This is a genomic window from Martelella sp. AMO21009, from assembly GCF_053484295.1.
The window spans coordinates 375,722-399,688 of sequence record NZ_JBAKFR010000003.1 but is presented as its reverse complement, the minus strand read 5'-3'; the positions used below and the strand labels follow the sequence as shown (position 1 = coordinate 399,688).

The following is a 23,967-nucleotide window of genomic DNA, read 5'->3' as shown; positions in this document are numbered from 1 at the left end:
AACAACGACATGGCGAAGACAAGCGCAGTCGAAAAGAACAAGCGCCGCCGCGAGACGGTTGCCCGGGATGCTGAAAAGCGTGCCGCGCTGAAGGCGATCATCAAGGACCAGAAGCTTCCGATCGAGGAGCGCTTCCGCGCGACCCTGAAGCTTGCCGACATGCCGCGCGACGGCTCCAAGACGCGCATCCGCAACCGTTGCGAAGTATCGGGTCGTCCGCGTGCGTATTACCGCAAGCTGGGTATGTCCCGTATCGCACTTCGTGACCTTGGCAACACCGGCAAAGTGCCGGGCGTCGTCAAGTCGAGCTGGTAAGGAGGCGTCCCCATGGCAATGTCCGATCCCCTGGGCGATATGCTCACCCGTATCCGCAACGGCGCCTCGCGCCGCAAGACGTCCGTGACCACGCCGGCTTCCAAGCTGCGCGCGCGCGTTCTCGACGTCCTGCAGTCTGAAGGCTACATCCGCGGCTACACCCAGACCGACTTCGACAACGGCAAGTCCGAGATCGAAATCGAGCTGAAGTACTACGAAAACGCGTCCGTGATCCGCGAGATCGCCCGCGTTTCCAAGCCGGGCCGCCGGGTTTATGTCTCGGTCAAGTCCATTCCGCAGGTCGCAAACGGTCTGGGTATCACGATCCTCTCCACCCCCAAGGGTGTGATGGCTGATCACCAGGCGCGCGAACAGAATGTTGGTGGCGAGGTTCTCTGCTCGGTCTTCTAAGGCTTGAGTAGATCCTCCTAGCGAAACAGACAGGTAAAACAAATGTCTCGTATCGGTAAAAAGCCCGTTCAGGTTCCCAAGGGTGTGACTGCGTCGGTGGACGGCCAGAAGATCACAGCCAAGGGCCCGAAGGGCGAACTGTTCTTCGTCGCCAATGACGAAGTCAGCGTTTCGATGGAACACGGCGCGATCGTCGTTTCCCCGATCAACCAGTCCAAGGAAGCCCGCTCCAAGTGGGGCATGTCCCGGACCATGGTTGAAAACATCATGAAGGGCGTCACCGACGGTTACGAGCGCAAGCTCGAGATCAACGGCGTTGGTTACCGCGCAGCAATGCAGGGCAAGAACCTGCAGCTCTCGCTCGGCTTCTCCCACGAAGTTGTCTATCAGCCGCCGGAAGGCATCACGCTTGCTTGCCCGAAGCCGACGGAAATCACCGTTTCCGGCATCGACAAGCAGGTTGTCGGCCAGGTCGCTGCGAACATTCGCGAGTATCGCGGTCCCGAACCCTACAAGGGCAAGGGCGTGAAATACGCGGAAGAGCGCATCGTCCGCAAGGAAGGCAAGAAGAAGTAAGGATCACGCGTTATGGCAAGCAGGAAAGAAACCATTGCACGCCGCGCCAGCCGCGTGCGCCGACAGCTCAAGAAGGTCGCCAACGGCCGTCCGCGTCTGTCGGTCCATCGTTCTTCTAAGAACATCTATGCCCAGATCATCGATGATGCCGCCGGCCGTACGCTGGCCGCCGCCTCGACGCTCGACGCTTCGCTCAAGTCTTCGCTGAAGACCGGCGCGGACCGCGACGCGGCCGAAGCCGTTGGCAAGCTCGTCGCCGAGCGTGCCACCAAGGCCGGCGTCAAGGAAGTCGTGTTCGATCGCGGCGCCTACATCTTTCACGGTCGCGTCAAGGCTCTGGCCGACGGCGCCCGCGAAGGCGGCCTGAGCTTCTGATGAAGCTTTGAGGCGCGCGTTGCAGCGCGCCTTACATCCGGCGGGCAGATACTGCTCTTTAAGAGCCAAGTCTCCCGACCGTTCGCCGGCCGCCACGCTTTAGGCTAGCGGCCTTTCCATATGCCGATTGCACCCGGAAAAGAAAAAGGAACAGGACAATGGCACAGGACAGAAGGGGATCGCGCGACGATCGCCACAACAGGGATGAGCGCGACAGCGAATTCGTTGACAAGCTCGTTGCCATCAATCGCGTTGCCAAGACCGTCAAGGGCGGTCGCCGCATGGGCTTTGCAGCGCTTGTCGTCGTCGGTGACGGCAAGGGTCGCGTCGGCTTCGGCCACGGCAAGGCGCGCGAAGTGCCGGAAGCCATCCGCAAGGCGACCGAAGCTGCCAAGCGCGAGATGATCTTCGTGCCGCTGCGCGACGGGCGTACGCTGCATCACGACATCAAGGGCCGTCACGGCGCCGGCAAGGTATTGCTGCGCACCGCCAAGGCCGGTACCGGGATCATCGCCGGTGGTCCGATGCGTGCCGTTTTCGAAACCCTGGGTGTTGCCGACGTCGTCGCCAAGTCGACCGGCTCGTCCAACCCGTACAACATGGTTCGCGCCACGTTTGATGCCCTGAAGAGCCAGATGCATCCGAAGGACATCGCAGCCCAGCGCGGCCTGAAATACGCCACGCTTCAGGCTCGCCGCCAGGCCGCTGGCGCTGTTGTCGACGAGTAAGGGAGGCAACCATGGCCAAAGCAAGCACCAAGAAGAAGACTGTCACCGTTGAGCAGATCGGCAGCCCGATCCGCCGTCCCGCCGTACAGCGCCAGACGCTGATCGGCCTCGGCCTCAACAAGATGCATCGTGTGCGCACTCTGGAAGATACGCCTTCCGTTCGCGGCATGATCAACAGCATTCCCCATCTCGTCCGCGTCGTCGACGAGAAGTGAGACGGGAGAACATCATGAAACTGAATGAAATCAAGGATCGCGAAGGCGCGACGCATTCGAAGAAGCGTCTCGGCCGCGGCATCGGTTCCGGCTCCGGCAAGACCGGCGGCCGCGGCGTCAAGGGTCAGAAGTCCCGTTCGGGCGTTGCCATCAACGGCTTCGAAGGCGGTCAGATGCCGATCTATCGTCGTCTGCCGAAGCGCGGCTTCGTCAACATCTTTTCGAAGGACTTCGCTGAAGTATCGCTCGGCCGCCTCCAGGCTGCCGTCGATGCCAAGAAGCTCGACGCCAAGAAGACGGTCAATGCTGAAGCGCTCAAGGAAGCCGGCGTGATTCGCCGCGTCAAGGATGGCGTACGCGTTCTGTCCGACGGCGAACTGAAGGCCAAGCTGACGCTCGAAGTCGCAGGCGCTTCCAAGGCCGCGATCGAGAAGATCGAAAAGGCCGGCGGTTCGATCACCGTTGCTTCCGGCGACAAAAACGCCGAATAATTCAGCTTCTATTTAAAAAATCTACGCCCGGAGTGCTTCACACCGGGCGTTTTTTCTTCCATATGTGCCTCGGCCACCCGGCTGGCTTGCCAATCTTGCCTTGCGGGTGGTTCATCGTGAAGACGGCCCACGTTCGAAATGGAGCGATGTCGCCTGTTACGAATCGGGCAATTTCTCGCACCGGGCGCTTCTCTGCGGCCGTGCGGCGACGCGGAGATACGCATGGCTTCTGCAGCGGAACAACTCGCATCCAATCTGAACTTCTCGACCTTTGCCAAGGCAACGGATCTGAAGAAGCGGATCTGGTTCACCCTTCTGGCGCTTCTCGTGTACCGGCTGGGTACGCATATCCCGCTTCCCGGAATCAATCTCGATGCCTACGCCCAGGCCTTCCAGGGCCAGTCCGAGGGTATTCTCGGCATGTTCAACATGTTCTCGGGCGGCGCGGTGCAGCGCATGGCGATTTTCGCGCTCGGCATCATGCCCTACATCTCGGCCTCGATCATCGTGCAGCTCCTGACCGCCGTCGTGCCGTCGCTGGAAGCGCTGAAGAAGGAAGGCGAGCAGGGCCGCAAGATCATCAACCAGTATACCCGTTACGGCACGGTGGTGCTGGCCACGGCGCAGGCCTATGGCATTGCGATCGGCCTGCAGTCCGGCAATAACCTCGTCACCGATCCGGGCTGGTTCTTCATCCTTTCGACCGTCGTCACGCTCGTCGGCGGCACCATGTTCCTGATGTGGCTCGGCGAGCAGATCACCTCGCGCGGTATCGGTAACGGCATCTCGCTGATCATCTTCTCGGGCATCGTCGCGGGCCTTCCGGCCGCGGTCGGCAACATGCTGGAACTGTCGAGCGTCGGTTCGATCTCGGCTTTCGTCACCATCCTGATTCTCGTCGTTGTCATCGCGGTGTTCGCGCTGATCGTGTTCGTGGAGCGCGCCCAGCGCCGGCTTCTGATCCAGTATCCGAAGCGCCAGGTCGGCAACCGCATGTTCCAGGGCGACACCTCGCACCTGCCGCTGAAGCTCAACACTTCGGGCGTTATCCCGGCAATCTTCGCGTCCTCGCTGCTTCTGCTGCCGGCGACGCTTGCGGGCTTCACCTCCTCGGAGCTGCCGAGCTGGGCAACGGCGATCATCGCATCGCTCGGTCACGGTCAGGCGCTCTACATGATCGTCTACGGTCTGTTGATCGCGTTCTTCGCCTTCTTCTACACCGCCATCGTCTTCAACCCGAAGGAGACGGCGGATAACCTGAAGCGCCATGGCGGCTTCATTCCGGGCATCCGCCCAGGCGAGCGCACCGCTGAATACATAGACTATGTTCTGACTCGCATTACCGTGGTCGGTGCGATCTATCTGGTGTTCGTCTGCATCCTGCCAGAGATCCTTGTGGCCCGCACCGGCGTGTCGCTGGCGCTTGGCGGCACTTCGCTGCTGATTATCGTCAGCGTGACGCTGGATACCGTGTCGCAGATTCAGGGACACCTGATTGCCCAGCAGTATGAGGGGCTGATCAAGAAATCGAAATTGCGGGGAGGAAAGAGGGGACGATGAGACTTATACTTCTGGGACCGCCGGGCGCCGGCAAGGGGACGCAGGCGCAGCGCATTGTTGCCAATCATGGCATTCCGCAGCTTTCCACCGGTGACATGCTGCGCGCGGCCGTGGCTGCACAAACCGAGGTTGGCAAGAAGGCCAAGGCGGTCATGGATGCCGGCGGGCTGGTGTCCGACGACATCGTCATCGCCATCGTGTCCGAGCGAATCGATCAGGACGATTGCAAGGACGGTTTCATTCTCGACGGCTTTCCCCGTACCCTGGTGCAGGCCGATGCTACCGAGAAGATGATGGCGGCCAAGGGCATCGCGCTCGACGCCGTGATCGAGATCCAGGTGAATGACGAGACGCTCGCCGAGCGGATCGCCGGTCGCTATAGCTGCGCCAAATGCGGCGCGGGCTATCACGATGAATTCCACAAGCCCAAGGTGGAAGGCGTCTGCGATGTTTGCGGCTCGACCGAGTTCAAGCGTCGTCCGGATGACAATCGCGAGACGGTCGAGAAGCGCCTGAAGGCCTATTACAAGGAAACCGCCCCGCTGATCGGCTACTACTATGCCAAGGGCAAGCTTTCGTCAGTGGACGGCATGGCGAGCATGGACGATGTGACCGCCAGTATCGAGAAGGTTCTTACCGGGCTGTGAGGCCCGCAAGGCCCATAAAAATAAAGGAATCGGTTGCAAAGGGCTGCCGTTTCCGCTATGAGCGCTCCAACTCGCGACATGGGGCAAGGCTGTCAAAGTCCTTTTGAATTCGATCAGGACGGGTCTTGTCACGGATATCAGTTGCGGCCGAGCAATGACAGGCGGGTTATCCGCCAGGGAAACCGGCAGTTTCTCGCAAGATCAAGCTGCCAATAGAAGATGTTAAGGAGAATCGGCGTGGCTCGTATTGCTGGCGTCAACATCCCGACTGCCAAGCGCGTTGTAATCGCGCTGCAGTATATTCACGGGATCGGACCGAAATTCGCGCAGGAAATCTGCGAAAAGGCCTCCATCCCGGCTGAACGCCGCGTGCATGAGCTGACGGACGCCGAAGTCCTTCAGATCCGCGAAGCGATCGACCGCGACTACATGGTTGAAGGCGACCTGCGTCGCGAGAATTCCATGAACATCAAGCGCCTGATGGACCTCGGCTGCTACCGCGGTCTGCGCCATCGTCGCGGCCTGCCAGTTCGCGGCCAGCGCACGCACACCAATGCCCGCACCCGCAAGGGCCCGGCAAAGGCGATTGCAGGCAAGAAGAAGTAAGTTTTACGGGGCATTTCGTTCCGGAAGGAGCCGGCGGGTTTGCGCCGGCTTTCTGCGTAGATGACCGGGCCGCAAAAGGGGCGGTATGCGGTGAGCGGGAATGCCGCCGCGATGAGAAGGATCAGGAGGGTTTTCGTTTAAGGCGAGACTTTCCCGGTGGAGCCGCTGGCGTTACGGCGGTGTCGAGATCAACGAAAGGAATACCATGGCCAAGGAAGCCACCCGCGTTCGCCGTCGCGAACGTAAGAATATTTCGTCGGGCGTTGCCCACGTGAACTCCTCGTTCAACAACACGATGATCACCATCACCGACGCTCAGGGCAATGCGATTGCCTGGTCGTCCGCTGGCGCCAAGGGCTTCAAGGGCTCGCGCAAGTCGACGCCGTTCGCTGCCCAGATCGCTGCCGAAGACTGCGCCAAGAAGGCTCAGGAACACGGCATGAAGTCGCTGGAAGTCGAAGTTTGCGGTCCGGGTTCGGGTCGCGAGTCGGCTCTGCGCGCGCTCCAGGCTGCCGGTTTCGTCATCACCTCGATCCGCGATGTGACGCCGATCCCGCACAATGGCTGCCGCCCGCGCAAGAAGCGTCGCGTCTAATCATCTGTCAATTTGCTCCGGTGGTCTCGCAAGAGGCCCCGGTTCTACGAAGGTCGGCCGTCACGATTGGATAGTGCGGCGAACGAAAGGTAGAAATCATGATACAGAAAAACTGGCAGGAACTGATCAAGCCGTCGAAGGTGGAATTCACCTCGAGCGGCCCGAAGAAAGCGACGCTCGTCGCCGAGCCGCTGGAACGCGGCTTCGGCCTGACGCTCGGCAATGCGCTGCGCCGCATCCTTCTGTCCTCGCTGCGCGGCGCTGCCGTGACGGCGGTTCAGATCGATGGCGTTCTGCATGAATTCTCGTCGATCCCCGGCGTTCGCGAAGATGTCACCGACATCGTGCTGAACATCAAGGAAATCGCCATCCGCATGGAAGGCGACGAGGCGAAACGCATGGTCGTGCGCAAGCAGGGCCCGGGCGTTGTCACCGCCGGCGACATTCAGACGGTTGGCGATATCGAGATCCTGAACCCCGATCTCGTGCTCTGCACGCTCGATGAAGGCGCTGAAATCCGCATGGAATTCACCGTCAACAACGGCAAGGGCTATGTGCCAGCCGAGCGCAACCGCGCCGAAGACGCGCCGATCGGCCTGATCCCGGTCGACAGCCTGTATTCGCCGATCCGCAAGGTCTCCTACAAGGTTGAGAACACCCGTGAGGGCCAGGTTCTCGACTATGACAAACTGCTGATGACCATCGAAACCGATGGTTCTGTCACCGGCGAGGATTCGGTCGCATTCGCCGCCCGCATCCTGCAGGATCAGCTCTCGGTCTTCGTGAACTTCGAAGAGCCGCAGAAGGATACGGAAGAAGACGACGTCACCGAACTCGCCTTCAACCCGGCCCTTCTCAAGAAGGTCGACGAACTCGAGCTTTCGGTCCGTTCGGCCAACTGCCTGAAGAACGACAACATCGTTTACATCGGCGATCTCATTCAGAAGACCGAAGCGGAAATGTTGCGCACGCCGAATTTCGGCCGCAAGTCGCTGAACGAGATCAAGGAAGTGCTGGCCTCCATGGGTCTGCATCTGGGCATGGAAGTGCCGGCCTGGCCGCCGGAAAACATCGACGACCTCGCCAAGCGGTACGAGGATCAGTACTAACACGTCATACTGCAGGTGGATGCCTGCAAGTGAAGGAGAATAGCAATGCGCCATAAAAGTGCAGGCCGCAAGCTGAACAGAACGGCAAGCCATCGCAAGGCGATGTTTGCCAACATGGCCGTCTCGCTCATCGTCCATGAGCAGATTGTCACGACGCTGCCCAAGGCCAAGGAAATCCGTCCGATCGTCGAGAAGCTGATCACGCTCGGCAAGCGTGGCGATCTGCATGCCCGCCGTCAGGCGATCTCGCAGATCAAGGATGTCGACGCCGTCAAGAAGCTGTTCGACGTTCTGGCATCGCGCTACGTCGACCGCAATGGCGGCTACACCCGCATCATGAAGGCCGGCTTCCGCCATGGCGACAACGCCCCGATCGCCGTCATCGAATTCGTTGACCGCGACGTCGACGCCAAGGGCGCCGAAGACAAGGCCCGCGTCGCCGCCGAAGCCGAGTCGGAAATGGAAGCCGCGTAAGCAGCGCTTTCAGTTGAGATGAGTTGAAAGGCCGGGTGCGAAAGCGCCCGGCTTTTTTCTGTTTGGATTGTCCGGGCGTTACCTCCCTGCGCAGCGATCATAAGATCGGTGGTTTCGCCTCTATCCACGTGATATGAACGTTTTGCCTCCAGTTCATTCACGACGACGGAGATTGTTGCGATGAAGTGTCTGCGCATTTATGCCACCACGGATGGTGAATCCCATTTCGATGAGGTCGAATTGCCAACGACCAAACGGTCCGTGCATCCCGATGCGGTGGCATTCGACGTTACTGCCAGCTATCCCGCCTCACGCGTTCGCCTTACCCACATCCCGGCAGGCATGCGCGAGGTTGCCTGGCACACGGTCCCGGAACCGGTGCTTACGGTAAGACTTGATGGCTCAGTGGAGTATGAGACGAGCGATGGAGACGTTCGCCACGTCGCGGCAGGCAGTTTTGTTCTGGTTGCGGACACGCACGGCAAGGGGCATCTCTCGCGCCATTCTCCAGAGGCGCAGACCGTTATTTGGATTTCACTGCCGAAAGGGGTTGATTTTCCGGAGAACTGATAGCCTTGCTGGCATAGTCAGCCGCTAGGCGGCAGTTCCTCGAATCCATAATAGTATCATGATTCAAGTGCTGATGGGACCGAGCCGCATTTACTTCGGCACATCGATCGTCGCCCGGATATGCTTCAGAAAGGCGACAATGGTGAAGGTCATGATGATGACCAGCGTCCAGGAGCTCCATTTGCCGATATGCACCGTCGACCACGCGCCGAGCTGATCCGGATATTGCCAGACCGAGAAGAAGGTCGAGATGTTCTCGGCAAGCCAGATGAAGAAGCCGATCAGCACGAAGGCGAGCAGCATCGGCATCTTGCGGTCACGGTCATAGGGGCGGAAGATCACGGTTGTCCGGGCATAGAGGCCGATAGCGAGGGCCGCGACATACCAGCGATAGTCGCCGATATAGTGGTGGGTGAAGAAGTTGAGGTAGATCACCAACGCCACCAGCGTCGCCATCCAGTAGGGCGGGTGGTGGATGATGCGGACATCGAGGATGCGCCAAGCCTGGATTATATAACTGCCGACGGCGGCATACATGAAGCCGGCAAACAGCGGCACGCCGAGAAGCTTGGTATAGGCAAAGTCCGGATAGGCCCATGACTGAATCGCCCCGGACGTCTTGAACGCCTCAAGCACGAAGCCGACCACATGAAACAGGCAGATCGCCTTGAACTCGTCCCACGTCTCAAGTCCGAACCGGATCATCGCGAACTGGATGGCAAGCGCGATGATCAGAAGCAGATCGTAGCGCGGAATGCCGGCAAGACCGGCGCGTGGCATGGCGAAGATCGCCACCAGGAACAGGCCCGCAAACAGGCAGGCGCGGGCCTCCTTGAGGCCGAAGAACAGGAACTCCACGCCGAAGCGCCGGAAGCCCTTCAGCGCCGGATCCGGCGTTATATCGGTCAGCCACCGGTCAGGCGCCCACGCGCTTTTCTCCGCCGCGAAATCGGTCATGTCCCCTCGCACTTTGTTGATGCCGTGCATGCTGGCGCGAGGGAGGGGCAATAATGTGGCTTGGTTCAAGCCTTATTATGGCGGCTTCGTTCCGGCGCTATTTCGCGCCCTTCTGCATCCGCGCCGCCTTCTTCCGCGCGCGCTTGCGTTCCATGATCATGGGGCGCGCGAAGCGGTAGCCGAGCAGCAGTACGGCGATCGCGATGTAGAGCATGATCTCGGGGCCGATGACCTTGCGCGACATCGCGAAGTGGAGCGTGGCAAGGGCCGTGATCTCGTAGATGAAGGAGTGGATCAGGATCCAGCCCTTCTTCAGCGTACGTATCGACCAGTCGTTGGAGGTGACGGCGAGCGGGACTAGCATGACGAGCGCCATCATGCCGAAGGTGATGAAAGGTCGCTTGATGATATCCTCGATCACCATGGAAATATCCATGCGCTGGTCGAGCACGAGATAGACTAGGAAATGGAAGCAGACGTAATAGAAGCCGAGCAGGCCCAGCGCCCGGCGATAACGCAGGAGATTGATTTCCGCGAGATCGCGGAGCGGCGTGATGCAGAGCGTTGCCAGGATGAAACGCAGCGCCCAGATGCCCAGCACATGCTCGAAGGTCTTGACCGGGTCGACGCCAAGCTGGTTGGTGGCGCCGAGATAGAAATACCAGACGGCCGGCGCAAGCCCGAGCGCGTAGAGCGCCCAGACCGAAGCCGGACGCCACCAGTGGGTTTTGGCGGCCGGGCGTTTTCTGGCTGCGATGTCGGTCATTTTTCCGCTGCTCAATAATTGGCTTTGAGGTCCATGCCGCTATAGAGGCTCGCCACCTCGTCGCCATAGCCGTTGAACTTCAGCGTCGGAATCCGCTCGCCACCGAAAAAGCCGCCGCCTTCGCCGATCACGCGTTCGGAGGCCTGGCTCCAGCGCGGATGCGGCACGTCGGGGTTCACATTGGCGTAGAAGCCATACTCGCTCGGCTGCAGCAGGTTCCAGCTATTGGGCGGCTGCTTGTCGGTGAGCGTCATCTTCACGATCGACTTGATGCCCTTGAAGCCGTATTTCCACGGCACCACAAGGCGCATCGGCGCGCCGGACTGGTTCAGGAGCGTCTTGCCGTAAAGCCCGACGGCGATGATGGTCAGCGGGTGGTTGGCCTCGTCGAGCCTGAGCCCTTCGACATAGGGCCAGGGCATGGGCTGGCCGAAACCGCGCTGGCCCGGCATCTGTTCCGGTCGCACCACGGTCTGGAAGGCGACATATTTCGCCGAGCCGGTGGGCTCCGCCATGTCGAGGATCGATTTCAGTGGGATGCCGACCCACGGGATCACCATCGACCAGGCCTCCACGCAGCGCATGCGATAGGTGCGGTCTTCAAGCGGAAACTTCGTCAGAAGGGTATCGATGTCGACCCTCTGCGGCTTCTGCACCATGCCATCGATTTCGAAGGTCCAGGGATAGGGCTGGAAGTCGCCGGAGTTGCGATAGGGGTCTTCCTTGCCGGTCCCGAACTCGTAGAAATTGTTGTAGTGGGTGATGTCCTCGTAGCTCGTCACCTTGCGATCGGCGGGGGCGGGGAACGGCCCGTTCACCGTCTTCAGCGCCTCGCCCTGGGAAAGGTCGTCGCCGGCTGCAAACGCGCCAGGGGCTGCGGCAAAGGTGGCGCCCGCAGCAAGGCCCGCCAGAAGCGTGCGCCGCTTCAGGTAGAGATGCTCCGGCGTGATCTCAGAGGAGGGGATATGGGGCGGCTTGTAAGCGGACATCGAAATGTCTCCCGTAATGTTCGTCATGAACCATTACGTCGGAAGATCGCCGATAGTTTCACCTTTCACAAGAAACTTCCCGACCACTTTTTTGTGTAGCGGGCGTGAGGGCAGGGGCGGCATGCCTGGCAAATCACACGGCTGCCCGTCAGGTCGACGGCTCTTTCTCTCCTGCGTCTTTCGGAGAGATGCCGTCGCCCAGAAGCTCCTCGACGAACCATGCCGCAAACTGCGCCCGGCCGGAAACGCCGGCCTTGGCATAGATGCGGGTCATCTGGGCGCGCACCGTGCCATGGGCCGAGCCCCGAAGGCGCGCGATCTCCGCCATGTCGATGCCCTTCAGCGCCAGCATGCCCACCTCCCGCTCCGCCGCGGTCAGTCCCCAGATATCGAACTGCGTATCGATGATGCGAACGAAATCGCCTCGGGCGATATCGAGCGCGCGTCCCTGGGCCGCCATGCGCTCCAGCGTCAGCCGCAACTGCCAGCCGGCCATGAAGATGCCGAGCACGAGAACGAAGGCCGTCAATGCCTCGATGATCGACTCGGCGTTCACCGGCGCGTCGGCAAGGTCTCGAACGGCGTCGGCGACGAAGAACAGGGCTGCCACGCTCTGCAGCATCATGAAGATTGCAAGGGCGATCGTTTGCGACCGCCCCTGCCGTGTTGCTTTCTGGGTTTTCGTCAACGCGGTGGACCCTTGATCATCGGACGCACAAGATTTCTCCTGAGCGCGTAGCTTTCGGCCGCAACGCCGGCGACATGAACGAGCGCCAGTATTAACATGAGATTGGCTGCTGTCTCATGGATCTCTTTCACGATTTCGTCCGAGTACTCGGAGGCTTCCTCGTCTTCGCCCGCCAGCACGGACCAATTCCCCTGTTCGACCGCCGCGCGTTCATTGGCAATCGTAATCGGCGTCTTCGCATCCGTCATGATCAGTCCCGTCGCGATCACCACCACGAGACATGCCCAGAGCGCATAGACCATGATCGCGCCCGCGGGGTTGTGCGAGGGATACTCCTTGGGCTTGCCGCGCAACAGCGAAAAAAGATGCGATGTTGCCGCGCGCGGATCCGGAGGGAAAGCGGTGAACCGCGCTTCTTTCGGACCGATCATCCCCCAGACCAGACGAATGACCAGCACTGCCATTGCAATCCAGCCGATCCAGATATGGATTGCGCCGCCCCGTTCCGATATCAGGCCGTTGATGATGACGGCGGCGGCGATCAGCCAGTGACTGAGGCGCACCACCGGGTCCCATGGGTCGGGCGGGGCAATCGCTGCCCCGGTCCCTGTTTGTCTACCGGTCGACATTTTCAGTCTTTCCCGGAAATTCTGGCGATCGCACCAGTCTTCGGGTTGATATAGACTTCGTGCATCACATTGTCTTGATCATAGCACTTCGCCTCGATCATGCCCCCCTCGGCCTCGAAGCCCTTGAGGGTGCAGCCAGCCTTCTCAAGGGCTGCGGCGGCGTCTGCCGGGTTGGTGCCGACAACATCGCCGACGGCGGGCATGGCGAAGGCGGCGACGGGGGCGGCAATGACGGCAACCGCGAGAAACATGGAACGGATCATGGTAATTTCCTCTTGTGCAAAGGCGCTCCGGAGGGGAGGCGCAACGACCCCGATCTGCTGCCTGAAAACCTCGACGTCCATCTGCTTATGGCTGAAGCGGCCGCGCGTAAGCGTTTGCTTAGGGCCTCCAAGCTCTTTTTTTGACTAACCGTACCGGAGAGTACCGTTTTGCCGCCAACCGATAGTGACAGCCCGCGTGATATGGGGTACCACCACCACAAGCGGCGATGCCTGCGCAAGGCGCAGGAGCACATTGAGGAGGACCCGAGGGTCATGTGTGCTGAACGCCGGATTTAAGAAAGGAAGCCCCATGCCTGCCTATCGTTCAAGAACGACGACCCATGGTCGAAACATGGCCGGCGCGCGCGGTCTCTGGCGCGCAACCGGCATGAAGGATGGTGATTTCGGCAAGCCGATCATCGCCGTCGTCAATTCTTTCACCCAGTTCGTGCCCGGCCACGTCCACCTGAAGGATCTCGGCCAGCTCGTCGCCCGCGAGATCGAAAGCGCCGGCGGCGTCGCCAAGGAATTCAACACGATCGCCGTCGATGACGGCATCGCCATGGGCCATGACGGCATGCTCTATTCGCTGCCGTCGCGCGAGGTCATCGCCGACAGCGTCGAATACATGGTCAACGCCCATTGCGCCGATGCCATGGTCTGCATCTCCAACTGCGACAAGATCACCCCCGGCATGCTGATGGCCTCGCTCAGGCTCAACATTCCGACGGTCTTCGTTTCCGGCGGGCCGATGGAGGCCGGCAAGGTGGTGCTGAACGGCAAGGAACAGGCGCTCGATCTGGTCGACGCCATGGTCGCCGCCGCCGATGATAAATATTCCGACAGTGACGTTCAGGCGATCGAGCGCTCGGCCTGCCCGACCTGCGGCTCGTGCTCGGGCATGTTCACAGCCAACTCGATGAACTGTCTGACGGAAGCGCTTGGCCTGTCGCTGCCGGGCAATGGCTCGACGCTCGCTACCCATGCCGATCGTCGCCGCCTGTTCGTCGAGGCCGGCCATCAGATCGTCGATCTCGCGCGCCGCTACTACGAGCAGGACGACGAGCGCGCGCTGCCGCGTAACATCGCGTCCAAGGCCGCCTTCGAGAACGCCATGACGCTCGATATCGCCATGGGCGGCTCGACCAATACCGTGCTGCATATTCTGGCGGCCGCCTATGAGGCCGAACTCGATTTCACCATGGATGATATCGACCGGCTGTCACGGCAGGTGCCGTGCCTGTGCAAGGTCGCGCCGGCCAAGAACGACGTCCATATGGAAGATGTCCACCGCGCCGGCGGCATCATGGCGATCCTCGGCGAGCTGGACCGCGCTGGCCTGATCAAGCGCGATAGCCCGACCGTGCATTCGGCGACGCTGGGCGATGCCATCGACCAGTGGGATATCGTGCGCACCAATTCCGAAAGCGTGCGGAAGTTCTACATGGCAGCCCCCGGCGGCGTGCCCTCGCAGCAGGCGTTCTCGCAGGAGCGCCGCTGGGCCGAGCTCGATCTCGACCGCGTCAAGGGCGCGATCCGCAACGCCGAGCATCCGTTCTCCAAGGATGGCGGGCTTGCCGTGCTGAAGGGCAATGTCGCGCTCGACGGCTGCATCGTGAAAACGGCGGGCGTCGATGAATCGATCCTGAAATTCTCCGGCCCGGCGGTCGTTTACGAAAGCCAGGACGCGGCGGTGAAGGGCATCCTCTCCAACGAGGTCAAGGCCGGCGATGTCGTCGTCATCCGCTACGAAGGTCCGAAGGGCGGGCCGGGCATGCAGGAAATGCTGTACCCGACCAGCTATCTGAAGTCGAAGGGTCTCGGCAAGGATTGCGCGCTGATCACCGATGGCCGTTTTTCGGGCGGCACTTCCGGCCTTTCCATCGGCCACGTCTCGCCGGAAGCCGCCCAGGGCGGCGCGATCGGCCTCGTGCGCAATGGCGACATGATCGATATCGATATCCCGGGCCGCACGATCAGCTTGCGCCTCTCGCCGTCGGAGCTTGAAGCCCGACGCTCGGCGCAGGATGAGAAGGGCTGGAAGCCGGAAGCGCCCCGCCGCCGACAGGTGACGACCGCGCTCAAGGCCTACGCCGCCTTCGCCGCCAGCGCCGACAAGGGCGCGGTGCGGATCCTGCCGGAATAGTCTGGCGCTGAACGGCCAGCAGAAACGAAAAAAGCGCGGGTCACGGGCCCGCGCTTTGGTTTGTTGACAAACCCGTCCTTACACTGGGTGTCATCCTCGTGCTCGACACGAGGATCCAGGCAACACGGCAAGGGATTGCAATAAGTCTGCTGAAATTCAATCGCTTAAATCGCCTGGATGCTCGGATCAAGTCCGAGCATGACCCCTGTGGGGGAATGCCAGTGAAGACGTCAACCACGCATGCTAGGGTTTGTCAGCAGTCTGAAGCGCGGGCCCGTGTCCCGCGCTTTTCAGTTTGACCAAGTCTTGCCTCAAAGCGGCTTGTCGATACCGTCATAGAGTTTCTGCAACTGGTCGATGCGGGTGTCATAGGCTTTTTCGATGCAGGATACATCCGTGCCGCAGGCTTCGCGTTCCTTCAGCCATGCCTTCTGGTCGTCGCCCATATTGCCGGAAACGCCCATGGCGAACAGACCCTTCAGCATGGTGTACATCGTCGCCATCTTCACGTCGTCATCGTTGAGCGTGAGGTTGGAGCAGATGGTCCTTTCATTCGGCGTCAGGCCGGCGGCGCTGCAATCGAAGCTCGCGGCGGAGGCCGGCGTGGCGACGAGCAGGGCGCTGCCGAGGCAGGTGGCCGTCGCAAAAACGGCAGCCATGATGGAACGCTTTACCGTGCTGTGAAAGTCAAACATCTGCATTGCAATCTCCTTCGCGTTTCAACTGCAGATAATCGATTTCGCTGAACAAATTATGACCATTTCAAGGTATTTGCGGGTGTGGCGGCAAAACGGGGGAACTCTTCATAGATCAGATGATTAAGTATTCGGGCCAGGAGTACGTCTGGCTTCGCCTATCGCAAGGGAGTGCTTCAAATGGCTTTTTCCATTTCTCGTCGTAGTCTTCTGACCGGCACGGCCGCCGGTGTCAGCCTTGGCGTGGTCGGCAGTGCGCTGGCCGTCGAACAGAAATCTCAGGTGTTGCCTTCGGCCTCGGCCGAACGCTCGGAAAAACCGAATGTGATCCTGATCGTCACCGATACCACGCGTCGCGATCATATCGGTGCCTATGGCAATGACTGGATCCATACCCCGAACCTTGACAGGCTGGCCGCCGCGAGCCTGCGCTTCACCCGGGCCGTGCCCGAGGCGATGCCGACCGTGCCGGCGCGCCGCTCGATCCACAGTGGCATGCGCACCTTCCCGTTCCGCAACTGGGTCAAGCGCAGCGGCAATGAATCGGGGGTATGGGGCTGGCAGCACATTCCCGATGACCAGCCCACGCTTGCCGAACAGATGGCGGCCGGCGGCTACACCACGATCCTGGTTTCGGATAACCCGCATACCTTCAAGCCGTCGATGAATTTCGCGCGCGGTTTCAAGTCTCTGCAGTGGATCAGGGGGCAGGAAGGCGATGACTACATGCCACCCTGGCTCGCCGATGACCGGCTTATCGACCGCTACATGTATCAGGACGCGAGCGGCGCGGAACTGACCTCGAAGGGTGAAAACCTGCTGCTCGCCAATGAGCTGCGACAGTATCTCGCCAACAATGCCGATCGCGCCCGCGAGGAGGACTATCTTTGCGCAAAGGTGTTCCGCACCGCCGCGCGCATCCTGGAAAGCACGCCGCCCGACCAGCCGTTCTTCCTGTCGATCGATTCCTTCGATCCGCATGAGCCCTGGGACGCGCCGCGTCACTATGCCGATCTCTATGATCCCGACTACGCCGATCCCGAGCCGGTTTCACCGCGTTACGGCAAGAGCGACTACCTGACGGAGCGGCAGTTGAAACGCATGCGCGCACTTTATGCCGGCGAGCTCACCATGGTCGATCGATGGATCGGCTATTTCATGGGGCAGGCGGAGCGGCTCGGCCTTCTGGAAAACACGCTTGTCATCATGACCAGCGATCACGGCATGGCGCTCGGCGAGCATGGCGCGCTCGGAAAGCCGTCCTTCGCGCTGTGGCCGGAGATGACGGATACGCCCTTTTTCATTCGCCACCCGGACGGCAAGCGCGCCGGCGAGGCGATGGACTACTTCGCATCGACCCATGACATCGCGCCGACCATCCTGTCCTTTGCCGGCATCGAGCCCGAAACCAGGCTTGAAGGCATCGACCTGATGCCGACGCTCGACGGAAAGACGCCGTCCGATCCGCGGGATCATTTCACCTCCGGCATGAATGACTATGTCTGGGTATCGGACCGGCAACATACGATGATTTCGAAGAACGACGGCAGCGAAGCCAAGCTCTACGACATCATTGCCGACCCCGATCAGCAGAATGACATTGCCGCCGCCAATCCCGATATCGTTGCGCAGATGTTCGCGCTGGTGCTCAAGGATGCCGGCGGGGAGCCGCTGCCCAGCTACGCCTGAAGCGGGCAAGAAAGCGTCATCAATCGGATCGATTGCAAAATCGGTCCGTTTTTTAATGTCGTCGCCCATTGTTCCGCCCATTTTGGCCACATAAATCGATTGCGAGGGACGTCCGGGCGTATTGCCCCATGTATCACCCATTTCCGGCGCCGATCTGATATCGTCGGGTCGCGCTGACGGAAAACCGAGGAAGACAGGACCAAGATGACGGCACATTTCACACGCATTTCCGCCGCGGCTCTTTTCGCCGGTATCGCTTTGACCATGCAGCCCGCTCTCGCCGCCGAAAGAGTGGTTCCCGGCAGTGCTGCCGAACTGCAATATTCCTACGCGCCGCTGGTCAAGGAGACCGCGCCGGCGGTGGTCAATGTCTATGCGGAGCGCATGGTGACGCGGCGGATGTCGCCGCTTTTCTCCGATCCGTTTTTCGGCCAGTTCTTCGGCCAGCAGATGCCGGGGCGTTCGGAAAAGCAGGTCTCGCTCGGCTCCGGCGTGATCGTGAAGAAGAACGGCACGATCATCACCAACAACCACGTCATCGCCGGCGCTGACGATGTGCGGGTCGCGCTTGCCGACGGCCGCGAGTTTCCCTGCACCGTTCTCCTGAAGGACGATCGCTATGATCTGGCGGTGCTGAAGATCAAGTCGGACGAGGCGTTTCCGGCGATCCCGATCGGCGATTCCGATGCCGTCGAGGTCGGCGACCTGTCGCTGGCGATCGGCAACCCGTTCGCGGTTGGCCAGACGGTCACCAGCGGCATCATTTCCGGGCTTGCGCGCAATTCGATCACCGATGGCGAATTCGGCTTCTTCCTGCAGACCGACGCGGCGATCAATCCCGGCAATTCGGGCGGCGCGTTGCTCGACATGCAGGGTGAACTGATCGGCATCAACACCGCGATCTTCTCCAAGGGCGGCGGGTCGAACGGCATCGGCTTCGCCATTCCGGCCAATATGGTCAAGGTGTTCCTCGCCGCCGCCGATCGCGGGGATGAGCGGTTCCAGCGCCCCTATGTCGGCGCGAGTTTCGGCCCGGTCACCTCCGACATGGCCGAGGCGCTGGGCCTGAAGGCCGCGCGCGGGGCGATCATCTCGGCGGTGCGGGACGCAAGCCCCGCCGAAAAAGCCGGTCTGCAGCCCGGATCCGTCATCACCGCAGTCAACGGCGTGCCGGTCGAGCATCCCGACGCGCTGCTTTATCGCCTCACCGTGATCGGCATCGGCGAGAAGGCGGACCTCACGGTTGAGCGCGACGGCAAGACCAGCCATATCGCGTTGCCGCTCGGCCTCGCGCCGGAGGACCCGCCGCGCGATACCCGCACGATCGACGGCAACAGCCCGTTTTCCGGCCTGACGGTGGAAAACATCTCGCCGCGCGTGGTCGAGGAGTTGCGCCTGCCCGACATATCTGATGGTGTCGTCGTCGCGGACGTTGCAGGTGGGTCGCCCGCCGCCCGTATCGGTTTTGCTCCGGGTGATGTGATCGTCGCCGTCAACGGAACAGAAATCGACAGCACAGCCACGCTGGAAGATCAGGCCGCTGCCAGCCCCGGCCTTTGGCGCCTTTCCATCAATCGCGGCGGCAGGATGATAAACCAGATCTTCAGATGAGCGACCTGTTTGCCCCAAAAGTTCCGGATGATATCGAACGCAAGCGGCCGCTGGCCGACCGGCTGCGGCCAAAGCACCTTGCCGAGGTCACCGGCCAGCCGCATCTGACCGGCCCCGACGGCGTGCTGACGCGGATGATCGCGTCCGGCTCGCTCGGCTCGATGATCTTCTGGGGGCCGCCGGGCACCGGCAAGACCACGGTCGCCCGGCTGCTGTCGGGCGAGGCGGGCCTCGCTTTCGAGCAGATTTCCGCGATCTTTTCCGGCGTGGCCGATCTCAAGAAGGTATTCGAGGCCGCCCGCGCCCGGCGCATGAACGGGCGGCAGACCCTGTTGTTCGTGGACGAGATCCACCGCTTCAACCGCGCCCAGCAGGACAGTTTCCTGCCCGTTATGGAAGACGGCACGATCATTCTTGTCGGCGCCACCACCGAAAACCCGTCCTTCGAGCTCAACGCCGCTCTTCTGTCGCGGGCGAGGGTACTGACCTTCCGCCCGCATGACGCCGAAAGCCTCGCCGAACTCGTCGCCCGCGCCGAGGAGGCGGAGGGCAAGAAGCTGCCGCTCGATGACGCCGCCCGCCAGACGCTCTTGATGATGGCCGATGGCGACGGGCGGGCGATCCTGACGCTTTCCGAGGAGGTCTGGCGCGCCGCCCGCGAGGGCGAAATGCTTGACCCGCAAAGCCTGCTGAACATCGTCCAGCGCCGCGCGCCGATCTATGACAAGGGCCAGGACGGCCATTACAATCTGATCTCCGCGCTGCACAAGGCGGTGAGGGGCTCCGATCCCGATGCCGCGCTCTATTATCTCGCCCGTATGTTCGATGCCGGTGAGGATCCGCTGTTTCTCGGCCGCCGGCTGGTGCGCATGGCAGCTGAGGATATCGGCCTTGCCGATCCGCAGGCGCTGGTCGTCGCCAATGCCGCCAAGGATGCCTATGATTTTCTCGGCTCGCCGGAAGGCGAACTGGCGCTGGCGGAGGCCTGCGTCTATCTCGCCACCGCGCCGAAATCGAACGGCGTCTACACCGCCTTCAAGGCGGCGATGCGGGCGGCGAAGGAAAACGGCTCGCTGCTGCCCCCCAAGCATATCCTGAACGCGCCGACAAAGCTGATGAAGTCGGAAGGCTATGGCGATGGCTATCGTTACGATCACGACCAGCCCGATGCCTTCTCCGGACAGGATTATTTTCCTACCGAAATGGGCCGCCAGAAATTCTACAGTCCGCCCGATCGCGGCTTCGAACGCGAGATCAACAAGCGGCTGCAATGGTGGGACAAGCTGCGCAAGGAACGCGGCGGCTGAAACGGCCGCTTCCTCCGTGAACGATTGCGAAAAGCGCCGCGCAGAGGGAACCGTTTTCTTCACTTCGCGTTTACCATGCAACAGAACATGGAGAACTCGAAATGGAAAATCTGCCCTTACGCGTTCTTGCCTATGCCGTTATCGCGCTATGCTGCGCAATGGTTGTTGGCATCATTCTGACGGTGCCGATGCTCTACGATGCCAGGATTTTCCTGCTGCCCGCGATGCTGCTGATCGCCTGGGTTTCCGGCCCGCTCCTGACCCATTATCTGGCTCCCCAGGAAGCCCCCCGTCTCCGCAAGCGGTAAGTCCCCCCGGCCGCGCGAAGCGAACGCCTGACCAGAAGGGAAGCTGGTCAGGCGTTTGTTGTTTTTGGTGATGTCTGTCAGCCGGCTTACTTGTCCGAAGGGCTCTTCTTGATCGGCGCCTGATAGGTGAAGCCCATGTCCCAGGGGAAGTAGATCCAGGTGTCCTGGCTGACCTCGGTGACGAAGGTGTCGACCATGGGCACGCCTTGCGGCTTGGCATAGACGCAAGCCAGATGCGCATTCGGCAGCATTTCGCGCACTTCACGGGCGGTATTGCCGGTGTCGGTCAGATCGTCGATGATCAGGACGCCTTCGCCGCCATTCTTCTTCAGGTCTTCGGAAATGCCCTTCAAAAGCAGCGTCTCGCCCTGATCGGTGTAATCATGGTAGCTCGCGATGCACACCGTTTCGATCAGGCGGATTTCCAGTTCGCGCGAGATGATCGCGGAGGGAACGAGACCGCCGCGGGTGACGCAGACGATTGCGGAGAAGCTCTGTTCAAGGCCGGCGAGACGCCAGGCGAGCGCGCGGGCGTCTCGGTGGAACTGGTCCCACGAAACGGGGAAGGCTTTTTCGGGTAGGGACATGGCAGGCTCCGCAACAAACAATGCGGGCTAATAGCCGCATTCGCGGCGTTATTGCAAGGCCTGCGCTGTCTTACCGCGACATCAGCGTTGCCGCCGTCATCGAGCCGAGAAGCGTGCGGGTGACGCCGCCGAAAAGCAGCTCCCAGAGTCTTGAATGGGTATAGGCGCCCATCACCAGCAGATCGACGGAGTTGTCGGAAAGCCGGTTCTCGATGATCTCGCCGGCCTTGGCCTTGTCGGCATGGGCGGTGGTGGCGACGACATTGATGCCGTGGCGGGCGAGCGTGGCCGCGATCTCGGCGCCGGAAAGCCCGCTATCCTCATCGGCGCTCTCGCGCGGATTGACCGAGAAGATTTCGACCTCGTCGGCCTTCTTCAGGAAGGGCAGGGCGTCGAAAGTGGAGCGCGCGGCCTCACGCGAGCCGTTCCAGGCGACCATCACCTTGGAAAACGGCTTGGCGGCCTTGGCCACATGCGGCACCATCAGCACCGGGCGGCCGCTTTCAAACAGGAAGTTCTCGAAATTGGTGCGGATGTCGCCGGGCGCGTCGGAGGCAAGCTGCGGCGCGATGATCAGATCGGCCGCGCGCGCGCTGTCGACCACGGAGGGGCCGGCGAAGCCCGATGCCGATACGATGTTGCGCCAGTCGCAGGAAATGCCTTCCCGCTCGGTGCGGGTGCGGAAGATCTCGCCGATCTCCGCGCTGCGCTTCTCCGCCAGCTCCTGCAGCGACTGTACCGAGACCGGATCCGGAATTTCCATCGGCGCGACGATCGGGGTCGGTGTAACGGCCTCGGCGTGGAGGCCGATCAGATGCGCATCGAAGCTGCGCACGACCTCGAAGGTGAAATCGAGAAATCCGCCCTGCTGCGCGGGAGATTCCATCACCGCCAGAATGGTCTTGTAGCTCATATAGGCCTCCTCACGAGTAATGCCGGGTTTGCCGCATTGTAGCGTTGGTATCGTTTATTGCGAAGGACAAAGCATTGACCGGAGTCAAAATCATCGCTGAAGCGAGGCAATCATCGCCCGTATCGCGTCGGCGGCGGCATCGACATGCGCGCGCTCGCGGGCGCGGACCACGAGCTGGGTGTTGAAGCCCTTTTCGGAAAACCGCGGATAGGAGCCGATCGAGGTTTCCGGGTGCGCCTTCTGGATCGCGGCAAGCGCGGTGCCGATATCGCCCTCGCCGAAGGGGCAGTCGATCGCCTCCGAGATGATGGCGACGCCGCCCTGGAGCGTGGGAATGACATTGGCGAGCATCGCCTGAAACACCTGCGGAACGCCGGCCATGACATGGACATTGCCGATAATGAAACCGGGCGCGGTGGAAACCGGATTGTCGATCAGCGTCGCGCCTTCCGGCATGCGGGCCATGCGCTGGCGTGATTCGTTGAAATCGAGGCCGCGCCGCGCATAGTTTTCCGCAAGCCGCGTCATGGCCTCGTCATTGTAGATGCAAGCAAGGCCGAAGGCGGCGGAGACCGAATCGGCGGTGATATCGTCATGGGTGCCGCCAATGCCGCCCGAGGTGAAGACATAGGTGTAGCGGGTCCTCAGCGCATTGACGGCCTCCACGATAGCCTCTTGATCATCGGCGACGATCCGGACTTCCTTCAGTTCGATGGCCGCCAGCGTCATGGCGTCCGCCAGATAGCCGATATTCTTGTCCTTGGTCCGTCCGGACAGAAGTTCGTCGCCGATGGCGAGCATGGCTGCGGTGGGCTGCTGGGTCATGTCGATCTGGTCCGTGATATGCCGGGGAACTGATTTCTGGACCCTTCGGCGACTTTGATCAAGCATGCATTTTTCCGCCCTGCCATCAGACTGTGAACAGTGCGTCTATCACCGGCTGTCTCGACAACGGCCTTGTCCGCGCCATATCAAGATGCAACCCGTCAAACAGTGAAACCGGAGCAATCAAATGGCAAAAGTTCTCGTCCTCTACTATTCCGCCTATGGCCACATCGAAGCCATGGCCAAGGCCGTTGTCGAAGGCGCGAAAGCCGGCGGTGCCGAGGTAACCCTGAAGCGCGTGCCCGAACTGGTGCCGGAAGAGGTCGCCAGGAACTCCGGCTTCAAGCTGGATCAGGAAGCGCCGATCGCCGAGCCCAATGAACTGGCAGACTACGACGCCATCATCTTCGGCTGCGGCACCCGCTACGGCACCATGGCCTCGCAGATGCGCAACTTCGTCGACCAGACCGGCGCGCTGTGGGCCGAGGGCAAGCTGGTTGGCAAGGTCGGATCGGTGTTCACCTCGTCGGCCACCCAGCATGGCGGTCAGGAATCCACCATTCTCGGCTTCATCCCGACCCTGCTGCACCACGGCATGGTCGTCGTCGGTCTGCCCTACGCCTTCGCCGGCCAGATGGGCGTTGAGGAAGTAAAGGGCGGCTCGCCCTACGGCGCCTCCACCATCACCGATGGCGACGGCTCCCGCATGCCGTCCGAAACCGAACTCGCCGCCGCCCGCTACCAGGGTGAGCACGTGGCCAAGATCGCTGCCAAGACGGCAGCCTGATCGAAGCAATCCTCCCGGATTTACAAGCGCGGCTCTCACGGGCCGCGTTTTTTGGTGCCCGCTTTTCCCCACAAACTCCCGCCTTCACCGCCGCCCTTACGATTCTGGTCATCGCGAACCGTATCGAAAGGCAGG

The 23,967-nt window shown here is 61.3% G+C and carries 30 protein-coding genes; 20 read left to right on the top strand and 10 right to left on the bottom strand.

Features of this window, described 5'->3' with window-relative positions:
* Positions 1 to 9 precede the first annotated feature (9 nt).
* From rpsN to V6766_RS06100, 14 genes are all read left to right on the top strand, one after another.
* Entirely contained in the window at positions 10 to 315 is a 306-nt protein-coding gene (rpsN, locus tag V6766_RS06165; RefSeq protein ID WP_448427406.1) for a 30S ribosomal protein S14, read from the top strand.
* A gap of 12 nt (positions 316 to 327) precedes the next feature.
* Positions 328 to 726, top strand: coding sequence for a 30S ribosomal protein S8 (gene rpsH, locus V6766_RS06160; RefSeq protein WP_448427407.1), 399 nt, complete (start codon positions 328 to 330; stop codon positions 724 to 726).
* 42 nt (positions 727 to 768) lie between these two features.
* Positions 769 to 1,302 (top strand): 50S ribosomal protein L6, encoded by a 534-nt coding sequence (rplF, locus tag V6766_RS06155; protein WP_448464582.1) that lies wholly within the window; start codon positions 769 to 771, stop codon positions 1,300 to 1,302.
* Positions 1,303 to 1,314: 12 nt separating this feature from the next.
* A complete protein-coding gene (gene rplR, locus V6766_RS06150) occupies positions 1,315 to 1,677 on the top strand; it encodes a 50S ribosomal protein L18 (RefSeq protein WP_448427409.1) in 363 nt (120 codons plus the stop codon).
* 158 nt (positions 1,678 to 1,835) lie between these two features.
* Entirely contained in the window at positions 1,836 to 2,405 is a 570-nt protein-coding gene (gene rpsE / locus V6766_RS06145) for a 30S ribosomal protein S5 (protein ID WP_018065596.1), read from the top strand.
* Between the two features lie 11 nt (positions 2,406 to 2,416).
* Positions 2,417 to 2,620, top strand: coding sequence for a 50S ribosomal protein L30 (gene rpmD, locus V6766_RS06140; RefSeq protein WP_230722723.1), 204 nt, complete (start codon positions 2,417 to 2,419; stop codon positions 2,618 to 2,620).
* 14 nt (positions 2,621 to 2,634) lie between these two features.
* On the top strand, positions 2,635 to 3,111 hold the full coding sequence (gene rplO / locus V6766_RS06135) for a 50S ribosomal protein L15 (RefSeq protein ID WP_448427410.1): 477 nt from the start codon (positions 2,635 to 2,637) through the stop codon (positions 3,109 to 3,111).
* Positions 3,112 to 3,333: 222 nt separating this feature from the next.
* On the top strand, positions 3,334 to 4,671 hold the full coding sequence (secY, locus tag V6766_RS06130) for a preprotein translocase subunit SecY (RefSeq protein WP_448427411.1): 1,338 nt from the start codon (positions 3,334 to 3,336) through the stop codon (positions 4,669 to 4,671).
* Positions 4,668 to 5,318, top strand: a complete 651-nt coding sequence (locus tag V6766_RS06125; RefSeq protein ID WP_448464580.1) for an adenylate kinase — start codon at positions 4,668 to 4,670, stop codon at positions 5,316 to 5,318. The genes secY and V6766_RS06125 overlap by 4 nt, the downstream gene beginning before the upstream one ends.
* Before the next feature lie 237 nt (positions 5,319 to 5,555).
* A complete protein-coding gene (rpsM, locus tag V6766_RS06120; RefSeq protein ID WP_018065591.1) occupies positions 5,556 to 5,924 on the top strand; it encodes a 30S ribosomal protein S13 in 369 nt (122 codons plus the stop codon).
* Between the two features lie 205 nt (positions 5,925 to 6,129).
* Complete coding sequence (gene rpsK / locus V6766_RS06115) at positions 6,130 to 6,519, top strand: 30S ribosomal protein S11 (protein WP_018065590.1); 390 nt, start codon at positions 6,130 to 6,132, stop codon at positions 6,517 to 6,519.
* A 98-nt stretch (positions 6,520 to 6,617) separates the two neighbouring features.
* Positions 6,618 to 7,628: a DNA-directed RNA polymerase subunit alpha gene (locus tag V6766_RS06110; protein WP_018065589.1), complete on the top strand. Its 1,011-nt coding sequence runs from the start codon at positions 6,618 to 6,620 to the stop codon at positions 7,626 to 7,628.
* A gap of 45 nt (positions 7,629 to 7,673) precedes the next feature.
* Entirely contained in the window at positions 7,674 to 8,102 is a 429-nt protein-coding gene (rplQ, locus tag V6766_RS06105; RefSeq protein ID WP_230722728.1) for a 50S ribosomal protein L17, read from the top strand.
* Between the two features lie 180 nt (positions 8,103 to 8,282).
* Complete coding sequence (locus V6766_RS06100) at positions 8,283 to 8,672, top strand: hypothetical protein (protein WP_448464578.1); 390 nt, start codon at positions 8,283 to 8,285, stop codon at positions 8,670 to 8,672.
* A 90-nt stretch (positions 8,673 to 8,762) separates the two neighbouring features.
* On the opposite strand, the gene V6766_RS06095 is transcribed toward V6766_RS06100, so the two are convergent.
* The 6 genes from V6766_RS06095 to V6766_RS06070 all read right to left on the bottom strand — a co-directional run bounded on the left by V6766_RS06095 (position 8,763) and on the right by V6766_RS06070 (position 12,964).
* Positions 8,763 to 9,629 carry a DUF817 domain-containing protein gene (locus V6766_RS06095; protein WP_448464576.1) on the bottom strand — a complete coding sequence of 289 codons (867 nt, stop codon included), beginning with the start codon at positions 9,627 to 9,629 and terminating at the stop codon, positions 8,763 to 8,765.
* A 97-nt stretch (positions 9,630 to 9,726) separates the two neighbouring features.
* Positions 9,727 to 10,395, bottom strand: coding sequence for a protein-methionine-sulfoxide reductase heme-binding subunit MsrQ (msrQ, locus tag V6766_RS06090; RefSeq protein WP_448464574.1), 669 nt, complete (start codon positions 10,393 to 10,395; stop codon positions 9,727 to 9,729).
* An 11-nt stretch (positions 10,396 to 10,406) separates the two neighbouring features.
* Positions 10,407 to 11,384, bottom strand: a complete 978-nt coding sequence (gene msrP, locus V6766_RS06085; RefSeq protein WP_448464572.1) for a protein-methionine-sulfoxide reductase catalytic subunit MsrP — start codon at positions 11,382 to 11,384, stop codon at positions 10,407 to 10,409.
* Between the two features lie 148 nt (positions 11,385 to 11,532).
* Positions 11,533 to 12,072 carry a helix-turn-helix transcriptional regulator gene (locus V6766_RS06080; RefSeq protein WP_448464570.1) on the bottom strand — a complete coding sequence of 180 codons (540 nt, stop codon included), beginning with the start codon at positions 12,070 to 12,072 and terminating at the stop codon, positions 11,533 to 11,535.
* A complete protein-coding gene (locus V6766_RS06075) occupies positions 12,069 to 12,701 on the bottom strand; it encodes a cytochrome b/b6 domain-containing protein (protein WP_448464568.1) in 633 nt (210 codons plus the stop codon). Before V6766_RS06075 ends, V6766_RS06080 begins: the two co-directional genes overlap by 4 nt.
* Positions 12,702 to 12,703: 2 nt before the next feature.
* Positions 12,704 to 12,964, bottom strand: a complete 261-nt coding sequence (locus tag V6766_RS06070) for a PepSY domain-containing protein (protein WP_448427419.1) — start codon at positions 12,962 to 12,964, stop codon at positions 12,704 to 12,706.
* A gap of 310 nt (positions 12,965 to 13,274) precedes the next feature.
* Between V6766_RS06070 and ilvD the strand changes: the two genes are divergently transcribed.
* Positions 13,275 to 15,110 (top strand): dihydroxy-acid dehydratase, encoded by a 1,836-nt coding sequence (ilvD, locus tag V6766_RS06065; RefSeq protein ID WP_448464566.1) that lies wholly within the window; start codon positions 13,275 to 13,277, stop codon positions 15,108 to 15,110.
* A gap of 311 nt (positions 15,111 to 15,421) precedes the next feature.
* Here ilvD and V6766_RS06060 read toward each other — a convergent pair whose 3' ends face one another.
* Positions 15,422 to 15,811: a lysozyme inhibitor LprI family protein gene (locus V6766_RS06060; protein WP_448464564.1), complete on the bottom strand. Its 390-nt coding sequence runs from the start codon at positions 15,809 to 15,811 to the stop codon at positions 15,422 to 15,424.
* A gap of 174 nt (positions 15,812 to 15,985) precedes the next feature.
* Between V6766_RS06060 and V6766_RS06055 the strand changes: the two genes are divergently transcribed.
* The 4 genes from V6766_RS06055 to V6766_RS06040 all read left to right on the top strand — a co-directional run bounded on the left by V6766_RS06055 (position 15,986) and on the right by V6766_RS06040 (position 20,720).
* Positions 15,986 to 17,494 (top strand): sulfatase, encoded by a 1,509-nt coding sequence (locus V6766_RS06055; protein ID WP_448464562.1) that lies wholly within the window; start codon positions 15,986 to 15,988, stop codon positions 17,492 to 17,494.
* Positions 17,495 to 17,698: 204 nt separating this feature from the next.
* Positions 17,699 to 19,105 carry a DegQ family serine endoprotease gene (locus V6766_RS06050; protein ID WP_448464560.1) on the top strand — a complete coding sequence of 469 codons (1,407 nt, stop codon included), beginning with the start codon at positions 17,699 to 17,701 and terminating at the stop codon, positions 19,103 to 19,105.
* Positions 19,102 to 20,412: a replication-associated recombination protein A gene (locus V6766_RS06045; protein WP_448464559.1), complete on the top strand. Its 1,311-nt coding sequence runs from the start codon at positions 19,102 to 19,104 to the stop codon at positions 20,410 to 20,412. The genes V6766_RS06050 and V6766_RS06045 overlap by 4 nt, the downstream gene beginning before the upstream one ends.
* Before the next feature lie 101 nt (positions 20,413 to 20,513).
* Positions 20,514 to 20,720 (top strand): hypothetical protein, encoded by a 207-nt coding sequence (locus tag V6766_RS06040; protein WP_448427425.1) that lies wholly within the window; start codon positions 20,514 to 20,516, stop codon positions 20,718 to 20,720.
* Positions 20,721 to 20,806: 86 nt separating this feature from the next.
* On the opposite strand, the gene gpt is transcribed toward V6766_RS06040, so the two are convergent.
* The 3 genes from gpt to V6766_RS06025 all read right to left on the bottom strand — a co-directional run bounded on the left by gpt (position 20,807) and on the right by V6766_RS06025 (position 23,045).
* Positions 20,807 to 21,307, bottom strand: a complete 501-nt coding sequence (gpt, locus tag V6766_RS06035; protein ID WP_448464557.1) for a xanthine phosphoribosyltransferase — start codon at positions 21,305 to 21,307, stop codon at positions 20,807 to 20,809.
* Between the two features lie 70 nt (positions 21,308 to 21,377).
* A complete protein-coding gene (locus tag V6766_RS06030; protein WP_448464555.1) occupies positions 21,378 to 22,220 on the bottom strand; it encodes a universal stress protein in 843 nt (280 codons plus the stop codon).
* Between the two features lie 90 nt (positions 22,221 to 22,310).
* On the bottom strand, positions 22,311 to 23,045 hold the full coding sequence (locus V6766_RS06025) for a competence/damage-inducible protein A (protein ID WP_448464623.1): 735 nt from the start codon (positions 23,043 to 23,045) through the stop codon (positions 22,311 to 22,313).
* 187 nt (positions 23,046 to 23,232) lie between these two features.
* On the opposite strand from V6766_RS06025, the gene wrbA reads away from it, so the two are divergent.
* Entirely contained in the window at positions 23,233 to 23,832 is a 600-nt protein-coding gene (gene wrbA / locus V6766_RS06020; protein WP_448464553.1) for an NAD(P)H:quinone oxidoreductase, read from the top strand.
* Positions 23,833 to 23,967 lie beyond the last annotated feature (135 nt).

Bases quoted from the DNA above. Each gene is read 5' to 3' on its own strand.
- rpsN (WP_448427406.1), top strand. From the start codon at position 10: ATGGCGAAGACAAGCGCAGTCGAAAAGAACAAGCGCCGCCGCGAGACG.
- rpsH (WP_448427407.1), top strand. From the start codon at position 328: ATGGCAATGTCCGATCCCCTGGGCGATATGCTCACCCGTATCCGCAAC.
- rplF (WP_448464582.1), top strand. From the start codon at position 769: ATGTCTCGTATCGGTAAAAAGCCCGTTCAGGTTCCCAAGGGTGTGACT.
- rplR (WP_448427409.1), top strand. From the start codon at position 1,315: ATGGCAAGCAGGAAAGAAACCATTGCACGCCGCGCCAGCCGCGTGCGC.
- rpsE (WP_018065596.1), top strand. From the start codon at position 1,836: ATGGCACAGGACAGAAGGGGATCGCGCGACGATCGCCACAACAGGGAT.
- rpmD (WP_230722723.1), top strand. From the start codon at position 2,417: ATGGCCAAAGCAAGCACCAAGAAGAAGACTGTCACCGTTGAGCAGATC.
- rplO (WP_448427410.1), top strand. From the start codon at position 2,635: ATGAAACTGAATGAAATCAAGGATCGCGAAGGCGCGACGCATTCGAAG.
- secY (WP_448427411.1), top strand. From the start codon at position 3,334: ATGGCTTCTGCAGCGGAACAACTCGCATCCAATCTGAACTTCTCGACC.
- V6766_RS06125 (WP_448464580.1), top strand. From the start codon at position 4,668: ATGAGACTTATACTTCTGGGACCGCCGGGCGCCGGCAAGGGGACGCAG.
- rpsK (WP_018065590.1), top strand. From the start codon at position 6,130: ATGGCCAAGGAAGCCACCCGCGTTCGCCGTCGCGAACGTAAGAATATT.
- V6766_RS06110 (WP_018065589.1), top strand. From the start codon at position 6,618: ATGATACAGAAAAACTGGCAGGAACTGATCAAGCCGTCGAAGGTGGAA.
- rplQ (WP_230722728.1), top strand. From the start codon at position 7,674: ATGCGCCATAAAAGTGCAGGCCGCAAGCTGAACAGAACGGCAAGCCAT.
- V6766_RS06100 (WP_448464578.1), top strand. From the start codon at position 8,283: ATGAAGTGTCTGCGCATTTATGCCACCACGGATGGTGAATCCCATTTC.
- V6766_RS06095 (WP_448464576.1), bottom strand. From the start codon at position 9,629: ATGACCGATTTCGCGGCGGAGAAAAGCGCGTGGGCGCCTGACCGGTGG.
- msrQ (WP_448464574.1), bottom strand. From the start codon at position 10,395: ATGACCGACATCGCAGCCAGAAAACGCCCGGCCGCCAAAACCCACTGG.
- msrP (WP_448464572.1), bottom strand. From the start codon at position 11,384: ATGTCCGCTTACAAGCCGCCCCATATCCCCTCCTCTGAGATCACGCCG.
- V6766_RS06075 (WP_448464568.1), bottom strand. From the start codon at position 12,701: ATGTCGACCGGTAGACAAACAGGGACCGGGGCAGCGATTGCCCCGCCC.
- V6766_RS06070 (WP_448427419.1), bottom strand. From the start codon at position 12,964: ATGATCCGTTCCATGTTTCTCGCGGTTGCCGTCATTGCCGCCCCCGTC.
- ilvD (WP_448464566.1), top strand. From the start codon at position 13,275: ATGCCTGCCTATCGTTCAAGAACGACGACCCATGGTCGAAACATGGCC.
- V6766_RS06060 (WP_448464564.1), bottom strand. From the start codon at position 15,811: ATGCAGATGTTTGACTTTCACAGCACGGTAAAGCGTTCCATCATGGCT.
- V6766_RS06055 (WP_448464562.1), top strand. From the start codon at position 15,986: ATGGCTTTTTCCATTTCTCGTCGTAGTCTTCTGACCGGCACGGCCGCC.
- V6766_RS06050 (WP_448464560.1), top strand. From the start codon at position 17,699: ATGACGGCACATTTCACACGCATTTCCGCCGCGGCTCTTTTCGCCGGT.
- V6766_RS06045 (WP_448464559.1), top strand. From the start codon at position 19,102: ATGAGCGACCTGTTTGCCCCAAAAGTTCCGGATGATATCGAACGCAAG.
- V6766_RS06040 (WP_448427425.1), top strand. From the start codon at position 20,514: ATGGAAAATCTGCCCTTACGCGTTCTTGCCTATGCCGTTATCGCGCTA.
- gpt (WP_448464557.1), bottom strand. From the start codon at position 21,307: ATGTCCCTACCCGAAAAAGCCTTCCCCGTTTCGTGGGACCAGTTCCAC.
- V6766_RS06030 (WP_448464555.1), bottom strand. From the start codon at position 22,220: ATGAGCTACAAGACCATTCTGGCGGTGATGGAATCTCCCGCGCAGCAG.
- V6766_RS06025 (WP_448464623.1), bottom strand. From the start codon at position 23,045: ATGACCCAGCAGCCCACCGCAGCCATGCTCGCCATCGGCGACGAACTT.
- wrbA (WP_448464553.1), top strand. From the start codon at position 23,233: ATGGCAAAAGTTCTCGTCCTCTACTATTCCGCCTATGGCCACATCGAA.